Source organism: uncultured Stenotrophomonas sp. (assembly GCF_913778665.1).
Lineage (GTDB): Bacteria > Pseudomonadota > Gammaproteobacteria > Xanthomonadales > Xanthomonadaceae > Stenotrophomonas.
In genome coordinates, this window is sequence record NZ_CAJYVQ010000008.1 from 366,016 (window position 1) to 379,103 (window position 13,088).

The window sequence follows — 13,088 nt, forward strand, 5'->3', positions numbered from 1 at the left end:
TTGATCAGGTGCGGTCGTACAACAGGTCCCAGACGCCGTGGCCGAGCTTCTGGCCGCGGGTCTCGAAGTGGGTCTGCGGGCGCCAGTCCGGGCGCGGCACGCTGCCACGCGGGCCGGCACGGTTGACCAGCCCGGCAGTGGCATCAAGCACGTCCCACATCTGCTCGGCGTAGTCTTCCCAGTCGGTCGCGCAGTGCAGGCGGCCACCGGCGCGCAGCTTGCGCACCAGCAGGTCGGCGAACGCCGGCTGCAGCAGGCGCCGCTTGTTGTGGCGCTTCTTGTGCCACGGGTCCGGGAAGTAGATGCGCACTTCATCGAGCGCGCCGTCGGCGATCTCGTTCTGCAGCACTTCCACCGCATCGTGGTGGTACAGGCGCACGTGGTCGGCGTTGTCCTCGGCCAGCGCGTTCAGCAGGCGGCCCACGCCCGGAGCGTGCACCTCGATGCCGATGTAGTCGCGCGACGGGTCGTGCTGGGCGGCGAAGCGCAGCGCGGCCCCGTTGCCGAAGCCGATTTCCAGCACCTTGTGCGCCGAACGGCCGAAAGTGGCATCCAGGTCACGCGGCTGGCCGTTGTAGTCGATGCCGAAGCGCGGCCAGCGTTCGTCGAACGCGCGCTGCTGGGCGGGAGTGAAACGGCCTTGGCGCAACACGAAACTGCGCACTTCGCGGCGGCCTTCGCTGACGGTGAAGGGCTTGGGCGGGGCCTTGGAACCGGCGCTGTCGAAAGGATTGGTCATCAGCCGATCAACCCATCCACCGGCGAGGACGCGCTGGCGTAGCGCTTGCGCGGGATGCGACCGGCCAGGAAGGCCTCGCGGCCGGCCTCGACTGCCTTGCGCATGGCGCTGGCCATCAGCACCGGCTGGCGCGCACCGGCGATGGCGGTGTTCATCAGCACGCCGTCGCAGCCCAGCTCCATGGCGATCGCGGCATCGGAGGCGGTGCCGACGCCGGCGTCGACGATGATCGGCACCTTGGCGTCTTCGATGATCTGCAGCAGGTTGTACTTGTTCTGGATGCCCAGGCCCGAACCGATCGGCGCGGCCAGCGGCATGACCGCAGCGCAGCCGATCTGTTCCAGGCGCTTGGCCAGGATCGGGTCATCGGAGGTGTAGACCATCACCTCGAAACCATCCTTGACCAGCTGTTCGGCGGCCTTGAGGGTCTGCACCACGTCCGGGTACAGCGACTTCTGGTCGCCCAGCACTTCCAGCTTGGTCAGGTTGTGGCCGTCCAGCAGCTCACGGGCCAGGCGGCAGGTGCGCACGGCATCGTCGGCGGTATAGCAGCCGGCGGTGTTGGGCAGGATGGTGTAGCGCTCTGGCGGCAGCACGTCGAGCAGGTTCGGCTCGCCGGGGTTCTGCCCGATGTTGGTGCGGCGGATCGCCACGGTGACGATCTGGGCGCCTGCGGCCTCGGTGGCCAGGCGGGTTTCTTCCAGATCCTTGAACTTGCCGGTGCCGGTCAGCAGCCGCGAGCCATAGGTCTTGCCGGCGATCACCAGCGAATCGGGGGAGACTTGAACGTTCATGGCGCGATTATCGCTTATCCGCCTGAAGATGGGGTCGCTGCTTCGACGCCGCCGGGCATGGCCCGGCGAGCGCGGAGCAGGGAGGCGTTACCTCAGCCACCGCCCAGCGCATGCACGATCTCCACCACGTCGCCCTCTGCCAGGACGTGCTCGCCGTGGCGGCTGCGGCTGACGATCTGGCCGTTGACCTCCACGGCCACCCGGCGCTGCAGCAGCTGCTCGGCCTGGAGCAGGTCGTGAAGGGTTGCCGCGGCGGGCAGGGTACGGGGTTCGCCGTTGAGCTGGATGTTCATCTGTCCATTGTCGCTGATAGCCCGCCAGGATCGGAATGTTTGCAATCTGCACCGTACGCCAATTCCGGCACAGCGGGTTTTCCGGGGATCGGGCGACAATCCATGCGGCGGCGCAGCGTGAGCAAAACGCGGCGCAGTGAAACCATTCACCGTGCGCCGGCGTACGTCCGCCGGGTCCTCAACGATATCCCCACAGGAGTTTCCTACATGCTGCTCAGCAAACACCCGATCCGCTCCCTGATGGCGGCCGCGATCGCGCTGGCCGCGCTTCCGGCCATGGCAGGCGAAAACCCCTACTCCAAGGCGGTGTTCTTCGGCGACAGCCTGACTGACGCCGGCTATTTCCGTCCGCTGCTGCCGGCAGCAACCCAGGGCGCCACCGGCCAGTTCACCACCAACCCGGGCTGGGTGTGGGCGCAGCAGGTCGCCAACTACTACGGCCTCAACAGCGGCGCCAACGGCAACGGCCAGAACGGTGACAACTACGCTGCCGGCGGTGCCCGCGTCAGCGTCGACGTGCCCAGCGCGCTCGGTGTCATCCCGTCGCTGAAAACGCAGGCGGCCCGCTACCTCGCCGCCAATGGCGGCAAGGCGGACAGCAAGGCCCTGTACGGCGTATGGGGCGGTGCCAACGACCTGTTCGCCGCTGCCAGCGCTCCGGCGCAGGCGCAGGCCATCATCGGTGCGGCCGTCACCGACCAGATCGCCTTGGTCGGTTCGCTGAAGCAGGCCGGTGCACAGTACGTGATGGTGCCCAACCTGCCGAACGTCGGCCTGACCCCGGCCTTCCGCGGCCCGAATGCCGCTGCCGCCACCGCGCTGTCGGTCGGCTACAACAAGGCCCTGTACGGTGGCCTGAAGCAGGCCGGCATCGAGTTCATCCCGCTCGATACCTTCACCGTGCTGGGCGAAGTGGCCGCCAACCCGGGCATGTACGGTTTCACCAACGTCACCAGCACCGCCTGCAAGATCGACCCGAACAACTCGACGGTCAGCATCCTGACCTGCAACCCGACCAGCTATGTCAGCCCGGATGCCTACCAGACCTACCTGTTCGCCGACGGCGTTCATCCGACCGTGGCGGGCCACCAGCTGCTGGGCCAGTACGCCGTCTCGGTGCTGGAAGCACCGCGCCTGCAGCAGGTGCTGAGCCACTCGGCGCAGACCATTGGCCGCGCACGCGCGGACCAGGTCAGCAACCACCTCGGTGCCCGCCCGGCTGACGGCCTGTCGTGGTGGGGCGGCGTGCGCGGCGATCTGCAGCGCTATGACCACGCGGACCTGTATGACGGCGTGGCCCCGGCCGGCCTGTTCGGTATCGACTGGGCGCGCAACGGCATGGTGGTCGGCGGCTTCGCCGGCTTTGGCCGACTGAATGCCGACTTCGGCAACAGCCGTGGCGACTTCACCCAGAAGGACACCACCGCTGGCCTGTTCGCGGCATGGTACGGCGACCGCGTCTGGGTCAACGGCCAGGTCAGCTACACCTGGCTGTCGTATGACGTGAATCGCAAGGTCCAGCTGGGTCCGGCCACCCGCGAACATGGCGGTTCGCCGGACGGCAGCAACCTGACCGCCGCGCTGAACGCCGGTTACGAGTTCGGTACCGAAGGCGGCTTCCGCCACGGCCCGATCGCGTCGGTGATCTGGCAGAAGGTGAAGATCGACGGCTATGCCGAAAGCGCGGCCGCCGGCACCCTGGCCACCGCCCTGGGCTATGACCGCCAGAACGTCGATTCCACCGTCGGCCGCATCGGCTGGCAGGCGCGTTTCGATGGCGGCACCGTCAAGCCGTATGTGCAGGTGACCTACGACCACGAGTTCGAGGACACCAAGCAGGCCAGTGCCTGGTTGCAGACCCTGCCGGAACTGGGCAGCTACCGCGTGCCGGGCCTCGACTTCGACAAGAACTACGCCACCGCTGTGCTGGGCGCGCGCATGGATCTGTTCGGCCTGCAGGGCAACCTTGGCGTGAGCACCACGGCCGCGCAGAAGCGCGCCCGCGATGCAACGATCTTCGCCACGGTCGGCGGCAGCTTCTAAGCAGACGCCAGATGGGGGCGGAGCCCTTTCCACAAGGAAAGGGCTCCGCCCCTGCTCCGATTCGGCAGCCACCATTGCGCAACACCGGCCCCACCGCATAGACTTTCACCCACAATGCGGGCGTAGCTCAATGGTAGAGCTGTAGCTTCCCAAGCTACTGACGTGGGTTCGATTCCCATCGCCCGCTCCATCCTGCCCCTCCATCATTCCTGATCGAGCAGGCCGCCCAGCGGATCCCGTGCAGAGCTGGCTTCGTGTATGGGCGCTGGCGCGGCTACTCGGCTGAAAGCGCTTTGATCCCGGCAAGATGTTCCTTGAGGCGCTCGAGCCGGGAAGTGCCCGCCGGCATTTTCGTCAGCCTTTCAACGTCACTGAGCACCTGCGAGCAGAACGTGTTCTCCTGCGTTGGTGCGGGCAGCACCACAGTGACATGAAGAACCCCGTTCAGCATCATGCCGACGTCGTAAGGGTCGAAGTCAGATTCGCCCTCGAACTCGAACAAGGAAAGCCTGGCGTAGAAGTCGACTTCGTCCACTTCAATGCCAACACAGCCGCGACCCGCCCGGTCAACGTTGAATCCTGCGTCGAGGTGGTGATCCAGCATGTCCTTGTCGCGGTAGAACAGGAAGCCCAGGCCGTTGCCGAGGCGGTCCACCTCCATCTGATAGCCGAACGTATCCCGGAAACAGGCCATGAGGTCCTTGGCCAGTTCAAGGAGGGGACGGTTGGTGTAGATGATCGTGGGATAGCCGGTCCATTCCGCCATCGTGTCCGTCCGCCGTTGAGTGATCGAAGGTGTCAAGGTACGACATGTACAACGCTGGATATCGCGCTCGGCAACTCTTGGCCTGCGAGCGCACATGCTGGAGGTCGACGTGATGGGTCACAACGAACAATCACAGCGGGAGGCCGCAACCTGTGTTGAATCTGCTGCGCCGGTCCGGCCTGTCTGCCTGGTCGTGGCGGCAACGCTGACGGCCATGACCGCGCTGCTGGCAGGCGTGAACAGTCTGTTCGTCCCGTTCGCGCCTCCCCATCAGATCGGGCGGCGCAGTAGCCGCACTTGGGGAAGGTGGCTCGCTTCTGCTGCCAGATCTGCATGGCTTTGAATCGAAGCACGCTTCGCCGATACACCCAATGGCTGCCCATTCTGATCTGGGTTGTCGTCTGTGTGGCGTGGTGGTCACCTCTGGGGGTGATCGCCGGCTTGGCCGCGTGTCTTGCGTTGGGAGGCATGCTGCAGCGCTTTGATCTGATCGGCGATGCGGTAGGCGGTGAACGGTTGCGCTCGCGATCACCAGGGCGCTTTGCCAATCGGCCGCCTGCCCACGATGTGCAGCTGGAATGGGGCGAGTTGGGCATGGGAGGGCCCGTCTACAGCACCCAGATGCTGCGTGATGGTGCCATCGTGGAAGACATCGCCATTGCAGGTGGCCGTGATGCCAGCTGCGGATGGGCGGACGTTCCGGGAAGCGCACTGCGATGGGCCTCCGGCTACGTTGACCGGCGCGAGGCCGTCATCGTCTACGACGAGCATCACAAGGTGGTGCATGTGCTGGCGATGCCTTGCTGGCAGTTCTGTCAGCAACTGGACGCGCAGCGGCAATCCGAAGGAGACGCTGGCGCAGTGTCGTGGCTGCGCAGCCTGCCCAGCAGCACCAGGCAGCTGTATCCCTGCCGCGGTCTGTGGCTGGGCCAGGCGCACCCGGCGCTGAGCGCTGGAGTGCCGAAGGAGCTGCGGCACGTGCTGCCTGATGGACGGGTGCTGCAGGCGATTCCCCTGCTTCCCGACGATCTGCGCCTGACCGCACACCCGACGTTGTTTGCGCGCGTCTGCCCGTATTCCCTTTCCCTCGATGGTGAGCCCAGTAGCCGCCACACCTGTCAGCCTGAGAGATTTGTCACCAGCCCGTCTGGTCGATGCCTGGTAGTGGAGGGCAACGTGCTTGACGAAGACCTGCGTCCGATCGGCGGTGCATGGCTCGTTCACTGGCAGGGACGTTGGCAAGCCGTTGCTCGCCATGCGACGGGCGGGAGCGGCAAGGCCCAGAGCCTGGTCTGGATCACGGTGATCGAGGCCGGCGATGACGGCACACTCCGATGCGAGGCTTACGAGGAACGCTGGGAGTTTGACGACATCACGCGTTGCCCGACAGTACACACCTCGCTGGGGCTTCCCGTGGAGTGGCGGGACACTCCGTTGCCACTGCGTGTTCGCAGTGGACGCTTCAGCATTCGCATCCCTTCTCCCTGATCAGGCCGGGAGGGCGAGCTCGCCTGCTTCGCGCAGTCGTTGCGCATACTCCTCGGTAAACAGTCCCGCCAGAGCCTGCCGCTGTGTTGCGTCGATCTCACGTGCCGCATTGGCCGCATAATCGAAGTGCACCATCACGCAGCGCCCGCTGGCGACCAGCACATCGTGCTGGAACGCCTGCTGCACGATCGACAACGAAGACCGGCCGATGTTCTCGATGCGGGTCTCGATCCGTACCTCACGCCCGGCGTGGATCTGCTGCAGGAAGTCGATCTCGTAGCGGCGCAGGATCAGCGACAGGTCGCGCATGCTGGCCTCTTGGCTGAAGTGGCGGAAGATCGCCTGGCGGCCTTCCTCGAACCAGACGGGCAAGGCGGTGTTGGTGACGTGGCCGAGAACATCCACTTCGGAAAAGCGCGGAAAGACGGTAATGGACATGGGGTTCCTCGCGGGCAGGCCTGGCCCTTGCAGTGTGCCGCCAGTGCCAGGCCAAGCCAGGCCGCAGGGCATCATCCACCCGCCACACGCCCGCGCTATGCTTCGCGCCTGCCGACCGATACCGCCGCGATGAAGCTCGCCATCCTGTCCCGCAACAGCTCCCTGTACTCCACCCGCCGGTTGGTCGAGGCGGCACGCGCGCGCGGCCATACCGTGCGCATCCTCGACCCGCTGCGCTGCTACATGCGCATCGCCGCCGATGGCTTCTCGATGCACTACAAGGGCCGGCCGATGACCGGCGTGGACATGGTCATCCCGCGCATCGGTGCGTCGATCACCCGCTACGGCACCGCCGTGCTGCGGCAGTTCGAGCTGATGGGGGCGCGCACGCCCAATCCCTCCGACGCGATCCTGCGCTCGCGCGACAAGCTGCGCGCGCACCAGCTGCTGGCAGCCAAGGGGATCGACATGCCGGTTACGGTGTTCGGCGACAACCCCGACGACACCGTCGACCTGCTGTCCATGCTCGGTCCGCCCCCGCACGTGGTGAAGCTCAACGAAGGCACCCAGGGCCGCGGCGTGATCCTCACCGAGAAGGCCAGCGCCTCGCGTGGCATCGTCGAGGCGCTGCGCGGCCTGTATGCCAATTTCCTGATGCAGGAATTCATCGGCGAGGCCAAGGGCGCCGACCTGCGCTGCTTCGTGGTCGGTGACCAGGTGGTGGCGTCGATGCAGCGGCAGGCGCCGGAAGGCGATTTCCGCTCCAACCTGCATGCCGGTGGCACCGCCGTGGCCGCCAAGGCCAGCCGCGCCGAGCAGCAGGTCGCTGTGCGTTCGGCCAAGGCGCTGGGCCTGTCGGTGTGCGGGGTGGATCTGATCCGCTCCGCACGGGGCCCGCTGGTGCTGGAGGTCAACTCCACGCCGGGGCTGGAAGGGATCGAAGCCGCCTGCGGGGTGGACGTGGCCACTCGCATCATCGAGCATGTTGAGAAGCTTAAAAAGCCTTGATTATTCAGTGGCTTGAAATTCTTTCCGGCGGATGAGACTGCACTTAACACGCCTTTAATCGGCCCGGGCGTAGCCTTCAGCGAACCGCAGCTCTGCCTCTCAGCAGGATCGGTATCGGGATACAACTTCAGACCCAGGCGGGGGCACCGCCTGGGTCTTTTTTATGCCTGCCGGAGGTCCCTTGTGGGCGCGGCGTGACGGCCGTAGAGTGGCCGCCATCGTTCCTGGATGGATCGGAGGCTGGCGATGTACCGCATCACGATGATCGCGTTGTTGCTGGGTCTGGCCGGAGCCGCAGCGGCCAAGACGGAAAAACCCGTTGTACAGATGGACCGGCAGTCGCCGGTGGCCGACCAGGTGCGCCAGGTCGAAAAGGCGCTCGAGGACGGCGATTACAGTGAAATCTCCGCAGATGACCGCAGCGAGGTGCGCCAGGCACTGGCCCGCATCACCGCGCGCATGGGTGACCGCCAGAGCCTGCAGGAGCTTCCGCCGCAGGTACAGGGCGAGGTCTTCAACGACCAGGAGCGTATCAATACCCTGCTGACCCGCGCCCACGATGACAGCCGGCAGGTCTGCCAGTACACGCGCACCACCGGCAGCAACATGCCCAAGAGCCGCTGCCTGACGGTGGCCGAGCGGCGCCGGATCGCGGAGAAGGGCAAGGCGCTGTTGAATGACCAGCGCACCTTCAACAATTTGAATCCGGAAACCTCGCGCTAGGCTCCCAAGGCCCCGACCATTGGCACTTGCTGGCGTGAAGGCGGTGCGAATAGAGTCGGGATTCGCCACAGACAAGGATTTGTTTGCCATGAAACAGGCTTTGATGTCGGCCGTCCTGTTGTCAGGACTGGCCCTGGTCAGTACCGCATCGGCGTCCAAGACCAAGGACGTGTTCGTGCCCGGTCAGCCGCTGCAGCAGCAGATCGCGCGTATCGAGGTGGAGCTCAAGGACGGCGAAACCTATTCGGAGCTGAAGCAGGAGGAGCGCACCCGCGTCAATGACGCGCTGTCGCGCATGCGCACCGCCGTGGAGCAGTATCCGACGCGCGATTCCATGCCTGAACCGGTGCAAACCCAGGTCTTCAACGATCAGCAGGTCGTGAACACGGTTTTGACACAGGCGCGTGAAGATAGTCGTCTAATATGCCAACGTGAAAAGCCCATTGGTTCAAACCGGACCACCACGCAGTGCATGACCGTCGCCGAACGCGCCCGCCAGAAGGAGCGGGCACAGCAGGACATGAGGCAGGTCATGCGCGTCGGCAATACAGTCAATTAGAGGTGACAGTGAGAATCCTGGTAATCGAAGACAACAGCGACATTGCGGCCAACCTGGGCGACTATCTGGAGGACCGCGGGCATACGGTGGACTTCGCCGCTGATGGCGTCACCGGCCTGCATCTGGCCGTAGTGCACGAGTTCGATGCGATCGTGCTGGATCTCAACCTGCCAGGCATGGATGGCATCGAAGTCTGCCGCAAGCTGCGCAATGAAGCGCGCAAGCAGACCCCGGTGCTGATGCTGACGGCCCGCGATTCGCTGGACAACAAGCTGGCCGGCTTCGATTCCGGCGCCGACGACTACCTGATCAAGCCGTTCGCGCTGCAGGAAGTGGAAGTGCGTCTGAACGCCCTGTCGCGCCGCGGCAAGGGCGTGCAGACCCGCGTGCTGGAAACCGGCGACCTGGAGTACAACCTGGACACGCTGGAAGTGCGCCGCCAGGGCAAGCTGCTGCAGCTCAACCCGACCGCACTGAAGATCCTGCAGGCGCTGATGGAAGCTGCACCGGCGGTGGTGACCCGTCAGGAACTGGAAACCCGCGTGTGGGGCGAGGAACTGCCCGACTCGGATTCCTTGCGCGTGCATATCCACGGTCTGCGTGCGGTGGTCGACAAGCCGTTTGAAGTGCCGCTGATCCAGACCCGCCATGGCATCGGATACCGCATCGCCACCCCGGAAGCCTGATTCCGTGGCAACCAAGGTTGAGCGCCGGCGCACGCCCTACCGGCGGCGCCTGCGCAGCCGCATCATCGTGTCGTTCGTGTTGTTGGGCTTCTGCCTGACAACACTGTTCGCGTTCGCCACCAACTGGGCCCGCTTGCGCGTGGAAAACCAGCTGGTGGAAGAGTTGATGAACCGCAACATCGACGAGTACGCACGGCGCTACTACGAGCATCCCGGGCACAACCCGGATGCGCCCGTGCTGCAGATCAAGGCATACGCCTATTCCAAGGACAAGTTCGACCGGGTGCGGGAAGAGCGCGCGCAGTGGGCGGGCTTCTCAGACGGTATCCACAGCGTCAGCGGCGATGAGCACGGCGAGCCGTACTCCTACAAGCTGGCGGTGCGCAAGACACCCGACGCCTGGTTCTTCCTCGCCTACGACATGACCGACAGCGTGCGCGGCGGCAAGCAGCTGAACCGTGCACTGGTGTTGTCGGTGCTGGTGTTCAGCGTGCTGTCGCTGGTGCTGGGCTGGTGGTCGGCCTCGAAGGTGATGAAGCCGGTCTCGGACCTCGCCGCCCGCCTGCGTGCCTATCGCGGTGGCACCAGCGATCCCGAGCCCCTGGCTCCCCGCTTCCCCGATGACGAGGTGGGGCAGCTGGCACAGGCGTTGGACGACTATTCCTCGCGGCTGACCGAAGTGGTGCAGCGCGACCGTGAGTTCAATGCCGACGTCAGCCATGAATTGCGTACCCCGCTGGCAGTGATCCGTGGCGCCACCGAACTGCTGCTGACCCGCCCCGGCCTGGACGAGAAGGTCCTGCAGCGCCTGCAGCGCATCCAGCGTGCCGAACAACAGTGCAGCGACCTGATTGGCGCCCTGCTGCTCCTGTCGCGCAACGAGCGCGGGCAGGGCACCAGCAATGTGGCCCGTGTCGCCGAACAGCTGCTCGACGCACACCGCGCACAGCTGGGCGGCAAGCCGCTGGAGCTGGCGCTGGAAGGTGAGCGCAACCTGGTGATCGATGCGCCCGAGGCGGCCTTGTCGGTGGCACTGGGCAACCTGATCGGCAATGCAGTGAAGTACTCGCAGGACGGCGAGGTGCGGGTCTTTGTCGGCGCCAACTCGGTGTCGGTGACCGACAGTGGTCCGGGGCTGAGCGAAGAGGATGCCGCCAAGCTGTTCCAGCGAGGTTATCGCGGCACGCACGCCGGCCACTCGCAGGGCGGCGGTATCGGCCTGTCGATCGTCAGCCGCCTGTGCGACCTGTACGGCTGGCAGGTGAGCGTGCGTCCGGGCGGCGAGCGCGGTGTGATCGCGACGCTGACGTTCTCGCCGAAGCCGCTGTAAGCGGGCTTCGCCCTGCTTTGGTGGGTGCCGACCTTGGTCGGCACTGAAGCCTCCGCAAGGCCCCATATGGCTCCAATGTCGCAAGCAACACGAAAGCGCCTCTTCGAGGTAGTAGGAACTTGAAACCGCGCCTGTCGCTCGGTTGCGGCGGCGTGTCGTGGCTCACGGTTCCGGCGATCCGCACCGCGGTTGCCGCATTTACCTCCTGACAGACTGGCATGCAGATGGCCAGATGCATGCGCCGGAATCGCCCGTCGTCAGCCAGGAGCGTCGCCATGTCAGACCGCACCCGTTACCCCAACCTGCACCAGCTGGTCGGCGAGTCGGTCAGCCAGCTGTCGGCGCACGTTGCCCAGCGTGTCGAGAACCTGTTGTCCCGGTGCGACGGCCTGATGCCGATCCTCGTGGCACAGATGGACATGGATGACATCACTGGCGGCGCAGCACAGCGCGCCGGGCTGGAACCACCGCAGGCCGGCACGCTGGCCGACGTCCGGCACACCGTCGCAGGCATCACCCTACTGACAAGGATGATGTATGCCGCACATATCGCACGCACGCGCGGAGGCCCGCTGCAGGTCGTATCACCGGACGCAGTGGAAGGGCTGCTGCTGGCCGCACGCGAACTGACCTGCTACGCGCAGCAGCAGTTGCAGGCAGAGAGGGCCCGGGGTTCGGCGACGCTGCAGTAAACGTCGACGTAGATCCACGCCATGCGTCGATGCTTACGCAGGGAAATTTCCCGCCAACCCCAAATATCGCGCATGCAGCGCTTCCACCTGCGCCTGCAGGTCCTCCGGCCGCCCATCATTGACCACGACGTCATCGGCCAGCAGCAACCGCTGCGTGCGGCTGGCCTGGGCGGCGATCATGCGGTCAGCCAGCGCGGCGTCGATGCCGTCGCGCTGCATCAGGCGGGCATGCTGCACGGCTTCCGGCGCATCCACCAGCAGCACCCGATCCAGCCAGGGGTAGGCGTCGCGCCCACCCACCTCGGTCAGCAGCGGGATGGCTGCAATCGCATACGGACTGGTCGCCTGCTCGCATTGCTGTTGCATCAGCAGGCGGATGGCCGGGTGGGTAATGGCTTCCAGCGCCGTGCGCTCGGCCGGGTCGGCAAACACGTGGGCACGCAGGCGACTGCGGTCCAGCTTGCCGTCGGCCTGCAGCATGTCGGCTCCAAACCGCTCGGCGATGCGGGCCAACGCCGGGCTGCCGGCGGCGACCACCGCGCGGGCGGCCAGGTCGGCGTCGGCCACTACGATGCCCAGCGCTTCGAAGCGCCGGGTCACCTCGCTCTTGCCGGCAGCAATGCCGCCGGTCAGGCCCACCACATACCGGCTCATGGGGGATCCCCTCAGCGCAGCCCGCTCAGGACCAGATACTGCTCCACCAGCGGCGCGCCCCACATGAAGTACAGCCAGCCGGCGATGGCCAGGTAGGGGCCGAACGGGATCGGGGTGGCGCGGTCACGGCCCCGGCTGTACAGCCAGATCGAGCCGATGATGGCACCCAGCACCGAGGACAGCAGGATGATCGGCAGGATGCCCTTCAGGCCGCACCAGGCGCCGAGCGCCGCCAGCAGCTTGAAATCGCCGTGGCCCATGCCTTCCTTGCCGGTCAGCTGCTTGAACAGCCACCAGACGGTCCACAGCGACAGGTAGCCAACCGCCGCGCCCACCAGGGCGGGCTTGGCCGGCATGTACAGGTTGTCGATGCTGCCTATCAGGCCCAGCCACATAAGCGGCAGGGTCAACTGGTCCGGCAGCAGCTGGGTGCGCAGATCAATGCCGGACAGGGCAATCAGGAAGCAGGTCAGCACGATGGCGCCGAAGCCCTGCCAGCCGAAGCCGAACTGCCAGACGCAGGCCAGCACCAGCACCGAGGTCAGCGCTTCCACCAGCGGGTACTGCAGCGAGATCGGCGCCTTGCAGTGGCGGCACTTGCCGCCCTGGATGATCCAGCTGAACAGGGGAATGTTCTCGTACCAGCTCAGCTTGTGCTTGCAGTGCGGGCAGTGCGAAGGCTCGACCACGATGCCCGGTGGGGGTGGTTCATAGAAGTCCGGTTCTTCCAGGACCTCGCGCGCGTCGCGCTTCCACTGCCATTCCAGCCGCTTGGGCAGGCGCAGGATGACGACGTTCAGGAAACTGCCCAGCAGCAGTCCGAAGGCGGCCGCGGCGGGGTAGCCGAGGCCGGGATGCTGGTCTAGAAAAGCCAT

Annotated in this window: 16 protein-coding genes and 1 tRNA gene; 10 read left to right on the top strand and 7 right to left on the bottom strand. The window is 65.8% G+C overall.

Annotation, left to right across the window (positions count from 1 at the left end; translation table 11 throughout):
* Positions 1-4: 4 nt before the first annotated feature.
* The 3 genes from trmB to thiS all read right to left on the bottom strand — a co-directional run bounded on the left by trmB (position 5) and on the right by thiS (position 1,826).
* On the bottom strand, positions 5-739 hold the full coding sequence (gene trmB / locus QZ853_RS10355) for a tRNA (guanosine(46)-N7)-methyltransferase TrmB (RefSeq protein ID WP_295572711.1): 735 nt from the start codon (positions 737-739) through the stop codon (positions 5-7).
* The gene (locus tag QZ853_RS10360; protein WP_295572714.1) at positions 739-1,533 is read right to left on the bottom strand and encodes a thiazole synthase; all 795 of its coding nucleotides are present in this window, start codon (positions 1,531-1,533) and stop codon (positions 739-741) included. The genes trmB and QZ853_RS10360 overlap by 1 nt, the downstream gene beginning before the upstream one ends.
* A gap of 92 nt (positions 1,534-1,625) precedes the next feature.
* Positions 1,626-1,826: a sulfur carrier protein ThiS gene (gene thiS, locus QZ853_RS10365; protein ID WP_295572717.1), complete on the bottom strand. Its 201-nt coding sequence runs from the start codon at positions 1,824-1,826 to the stop codon at positions 1,626-1,628.
* A 207-nt stretch (positions 1,827-2,033) separates the two neighbouring features.
* Between thiS and QZ853_RS10370 the strand changes: the two genes are divergently transcribed.
* Positions 2,034-3,869, top strand: a complete 1,836-nt coding sequence (locus tag QZ853_RS10370) for an autotransporter domain-containing protein (protein ID WP_295572720.1) — start codon at positions 2,034-2,036, stop codon at positions 3,867-3,869.
* Between the two features lie 116 nt (positions 3,870-3,985).
* A tRNA-Gly gene (locus QZ853_RS10375) sits at positions 3,986-4,059 on the top strand.
* Positions 4,060-4,143: 84 nt separating this feature from the next.
* Here the strand turns inward: QZ853_RS10375 and QZ853_RS10380 are convergent.
* A complete protein-coding gene (locus tag QZ853_RS10380) occupies positions 4,144-4,635 on the bottom strand; it encodes a hypothetical protein (RefSeq protein ID WP_295572723.1) in 492 nt (163 codons plus the stop codon).
* A 94-nt stretch (positions 4,636-4,729) separates the two neighbouring features.
* Here QZ853_RS10380 and QZ853_RS10385 point away from each other — a divergent pair, with 94 nt between their 5' ends.
* Together QZ853_RS10385 and QZ853_RS10390 are read left to right on the top strand one after the other, a co-directional pair.
* Positions 4,730-4,978, top strand: a complete 249-nt coding sequence (locus QZ853_RS10385; RefSeq protein WP_295572725.1) for a hypothetical protein — start codon at positions 4,730-4,732, stop codon at positions 4,976-4,978.
* Entirely contained in the window at positions 4,969-6,123 is a 1,155-nt protein-coding gene (locus tag QZ853_RS10390; RefSeq protein WP_295572727.1) for a hypothetical protein, read from the top strand. Before QZ853_RS10385 ends, QZ853_RS10390 begins: the two co-directional genes overlap by 10 nt.
* Here QZ853_RS10390 and QZ853_RS10395 read toward each other — a convergent pair whose 3' ends face one another.
* Positions 6,124-6,561, bottom strand: a complete 438-nt coding sequence (locus tag QZ853_RS10395; RefSeq protein ID WP_295572730.1) for a thioesterase family protein — start codon at positions 6,559-6,561, stop codon at positions 6,124-6,126. It lies immediately after the preceding gene.
* Between the two features lie 129 nt (positions 6,562-6,690).
* Between QZ853_RS10395 and rimK the strand changes: the two genes are divergently transcribed.
* The 6 genes from rimK (at position 6,691) to QZ853_RS10425 (ending at position 11,559) form a co-directional block, all read left to right on the top strand.
* On the top strand, positions 6,691-7,569 hold the full coding sequence (gene rimK, locus QZ853_RS10400; protein WP_005410807.1) for a 30S ribosomal protein S6--L-glutamate ligase: 879 nt from the start codon (positions 6,691-6,693) through the stop codon (positions 7,567-7,569).
* A 246-nt stretch (positions 7,570-7,815) separates the two neighbouring features.
* On the top strand, positions 7,816-8,292 hold the full coding sequence (locus QZ853_RS10405; RefSeq protein ID WP_295572733.1) for a hypothetical protein: 477 nt from the start codon (positions 7,816-7,818) through the stop codon (positions 8,290-8,292).
* An 88-nt stretch (positions 8,293-8,380) separates the two neighbouring features.
* Positions 8,381-8,851, top strand: a complete 471-nt coding sequence (locus QZ853_RS10410) for a hypothetical protein (protein WP_295572737.1) — start codon at positions 8,381-8,383, stop codon at positions 8,849-8,851.
* 8 nt (positions 8,852-8,859) lie between these two features.
* Positions 8,860-9,537, top strand: a complete 678-nt coding sequence (locus QZ853_RS10415) for a response regulator transcription factor (protein WP_005410804.1) — start codon at positions 8,860-8,862, stop codon at positions 9,535-9,537.
* Positions 9,500-10,867, top strand: a complete 1,368-nt coding sequence (locus QZ853_RS10420; RefSeq protein ID WP_295572740.1) for a HAMP domain-containing sensor histidine kinase — start codon at positions 9,500-9,502, stop codon at positions 10,865-10,867. The genes QZ853_RS10415 and QZ853_RS10420 overlap by 38 nt, the downstream gene beginning before the upstream one ends.
* 275 nt (positions 10,868-11,142) lie before the next feature.
* Entirely contained in the window at positions 11,143-11,559 is a 417-nt protein-coding gene (locus QZ853_RS10425; RefSeq protein ID WP_295572743.1) for a hypothetical protein, read from the top strand.
* A 33-nt stretch (positions 11,560-11,592) separates the two neighbouring features.
* Here QZ853_RS10425 and coaE read toward each other — a convergent pair whose 3' ends face one another.
* Both coaE and QZ853_RS10435 read right to left on the bottom strand, forming a co-directional pair.
* Positions 11,593-12,213, bottom strand: a complete 621-nt coding sequence (coaE, locus tag QZ853_RS10430; RefSeq protein WP_295572746.1) for a dephospho-CoA kinase — start codon at positions 12,211-12,213, stop codon at positions 11,593-11,595.
* An 11-nt stretch (positions 12,214-12,224) separates the two neighbouring features.
* The gene (locus QZ853_RS10435) at positions 12,225-13,088 is read right to left on the bottom strand and encodes an A24 family peptidase (protein ID WP_295572750.1); all 864 of its coding nucleotides are present in this window, start codon (positions 13,086-13,088) and stop codon (positions 12,225-12,227) included.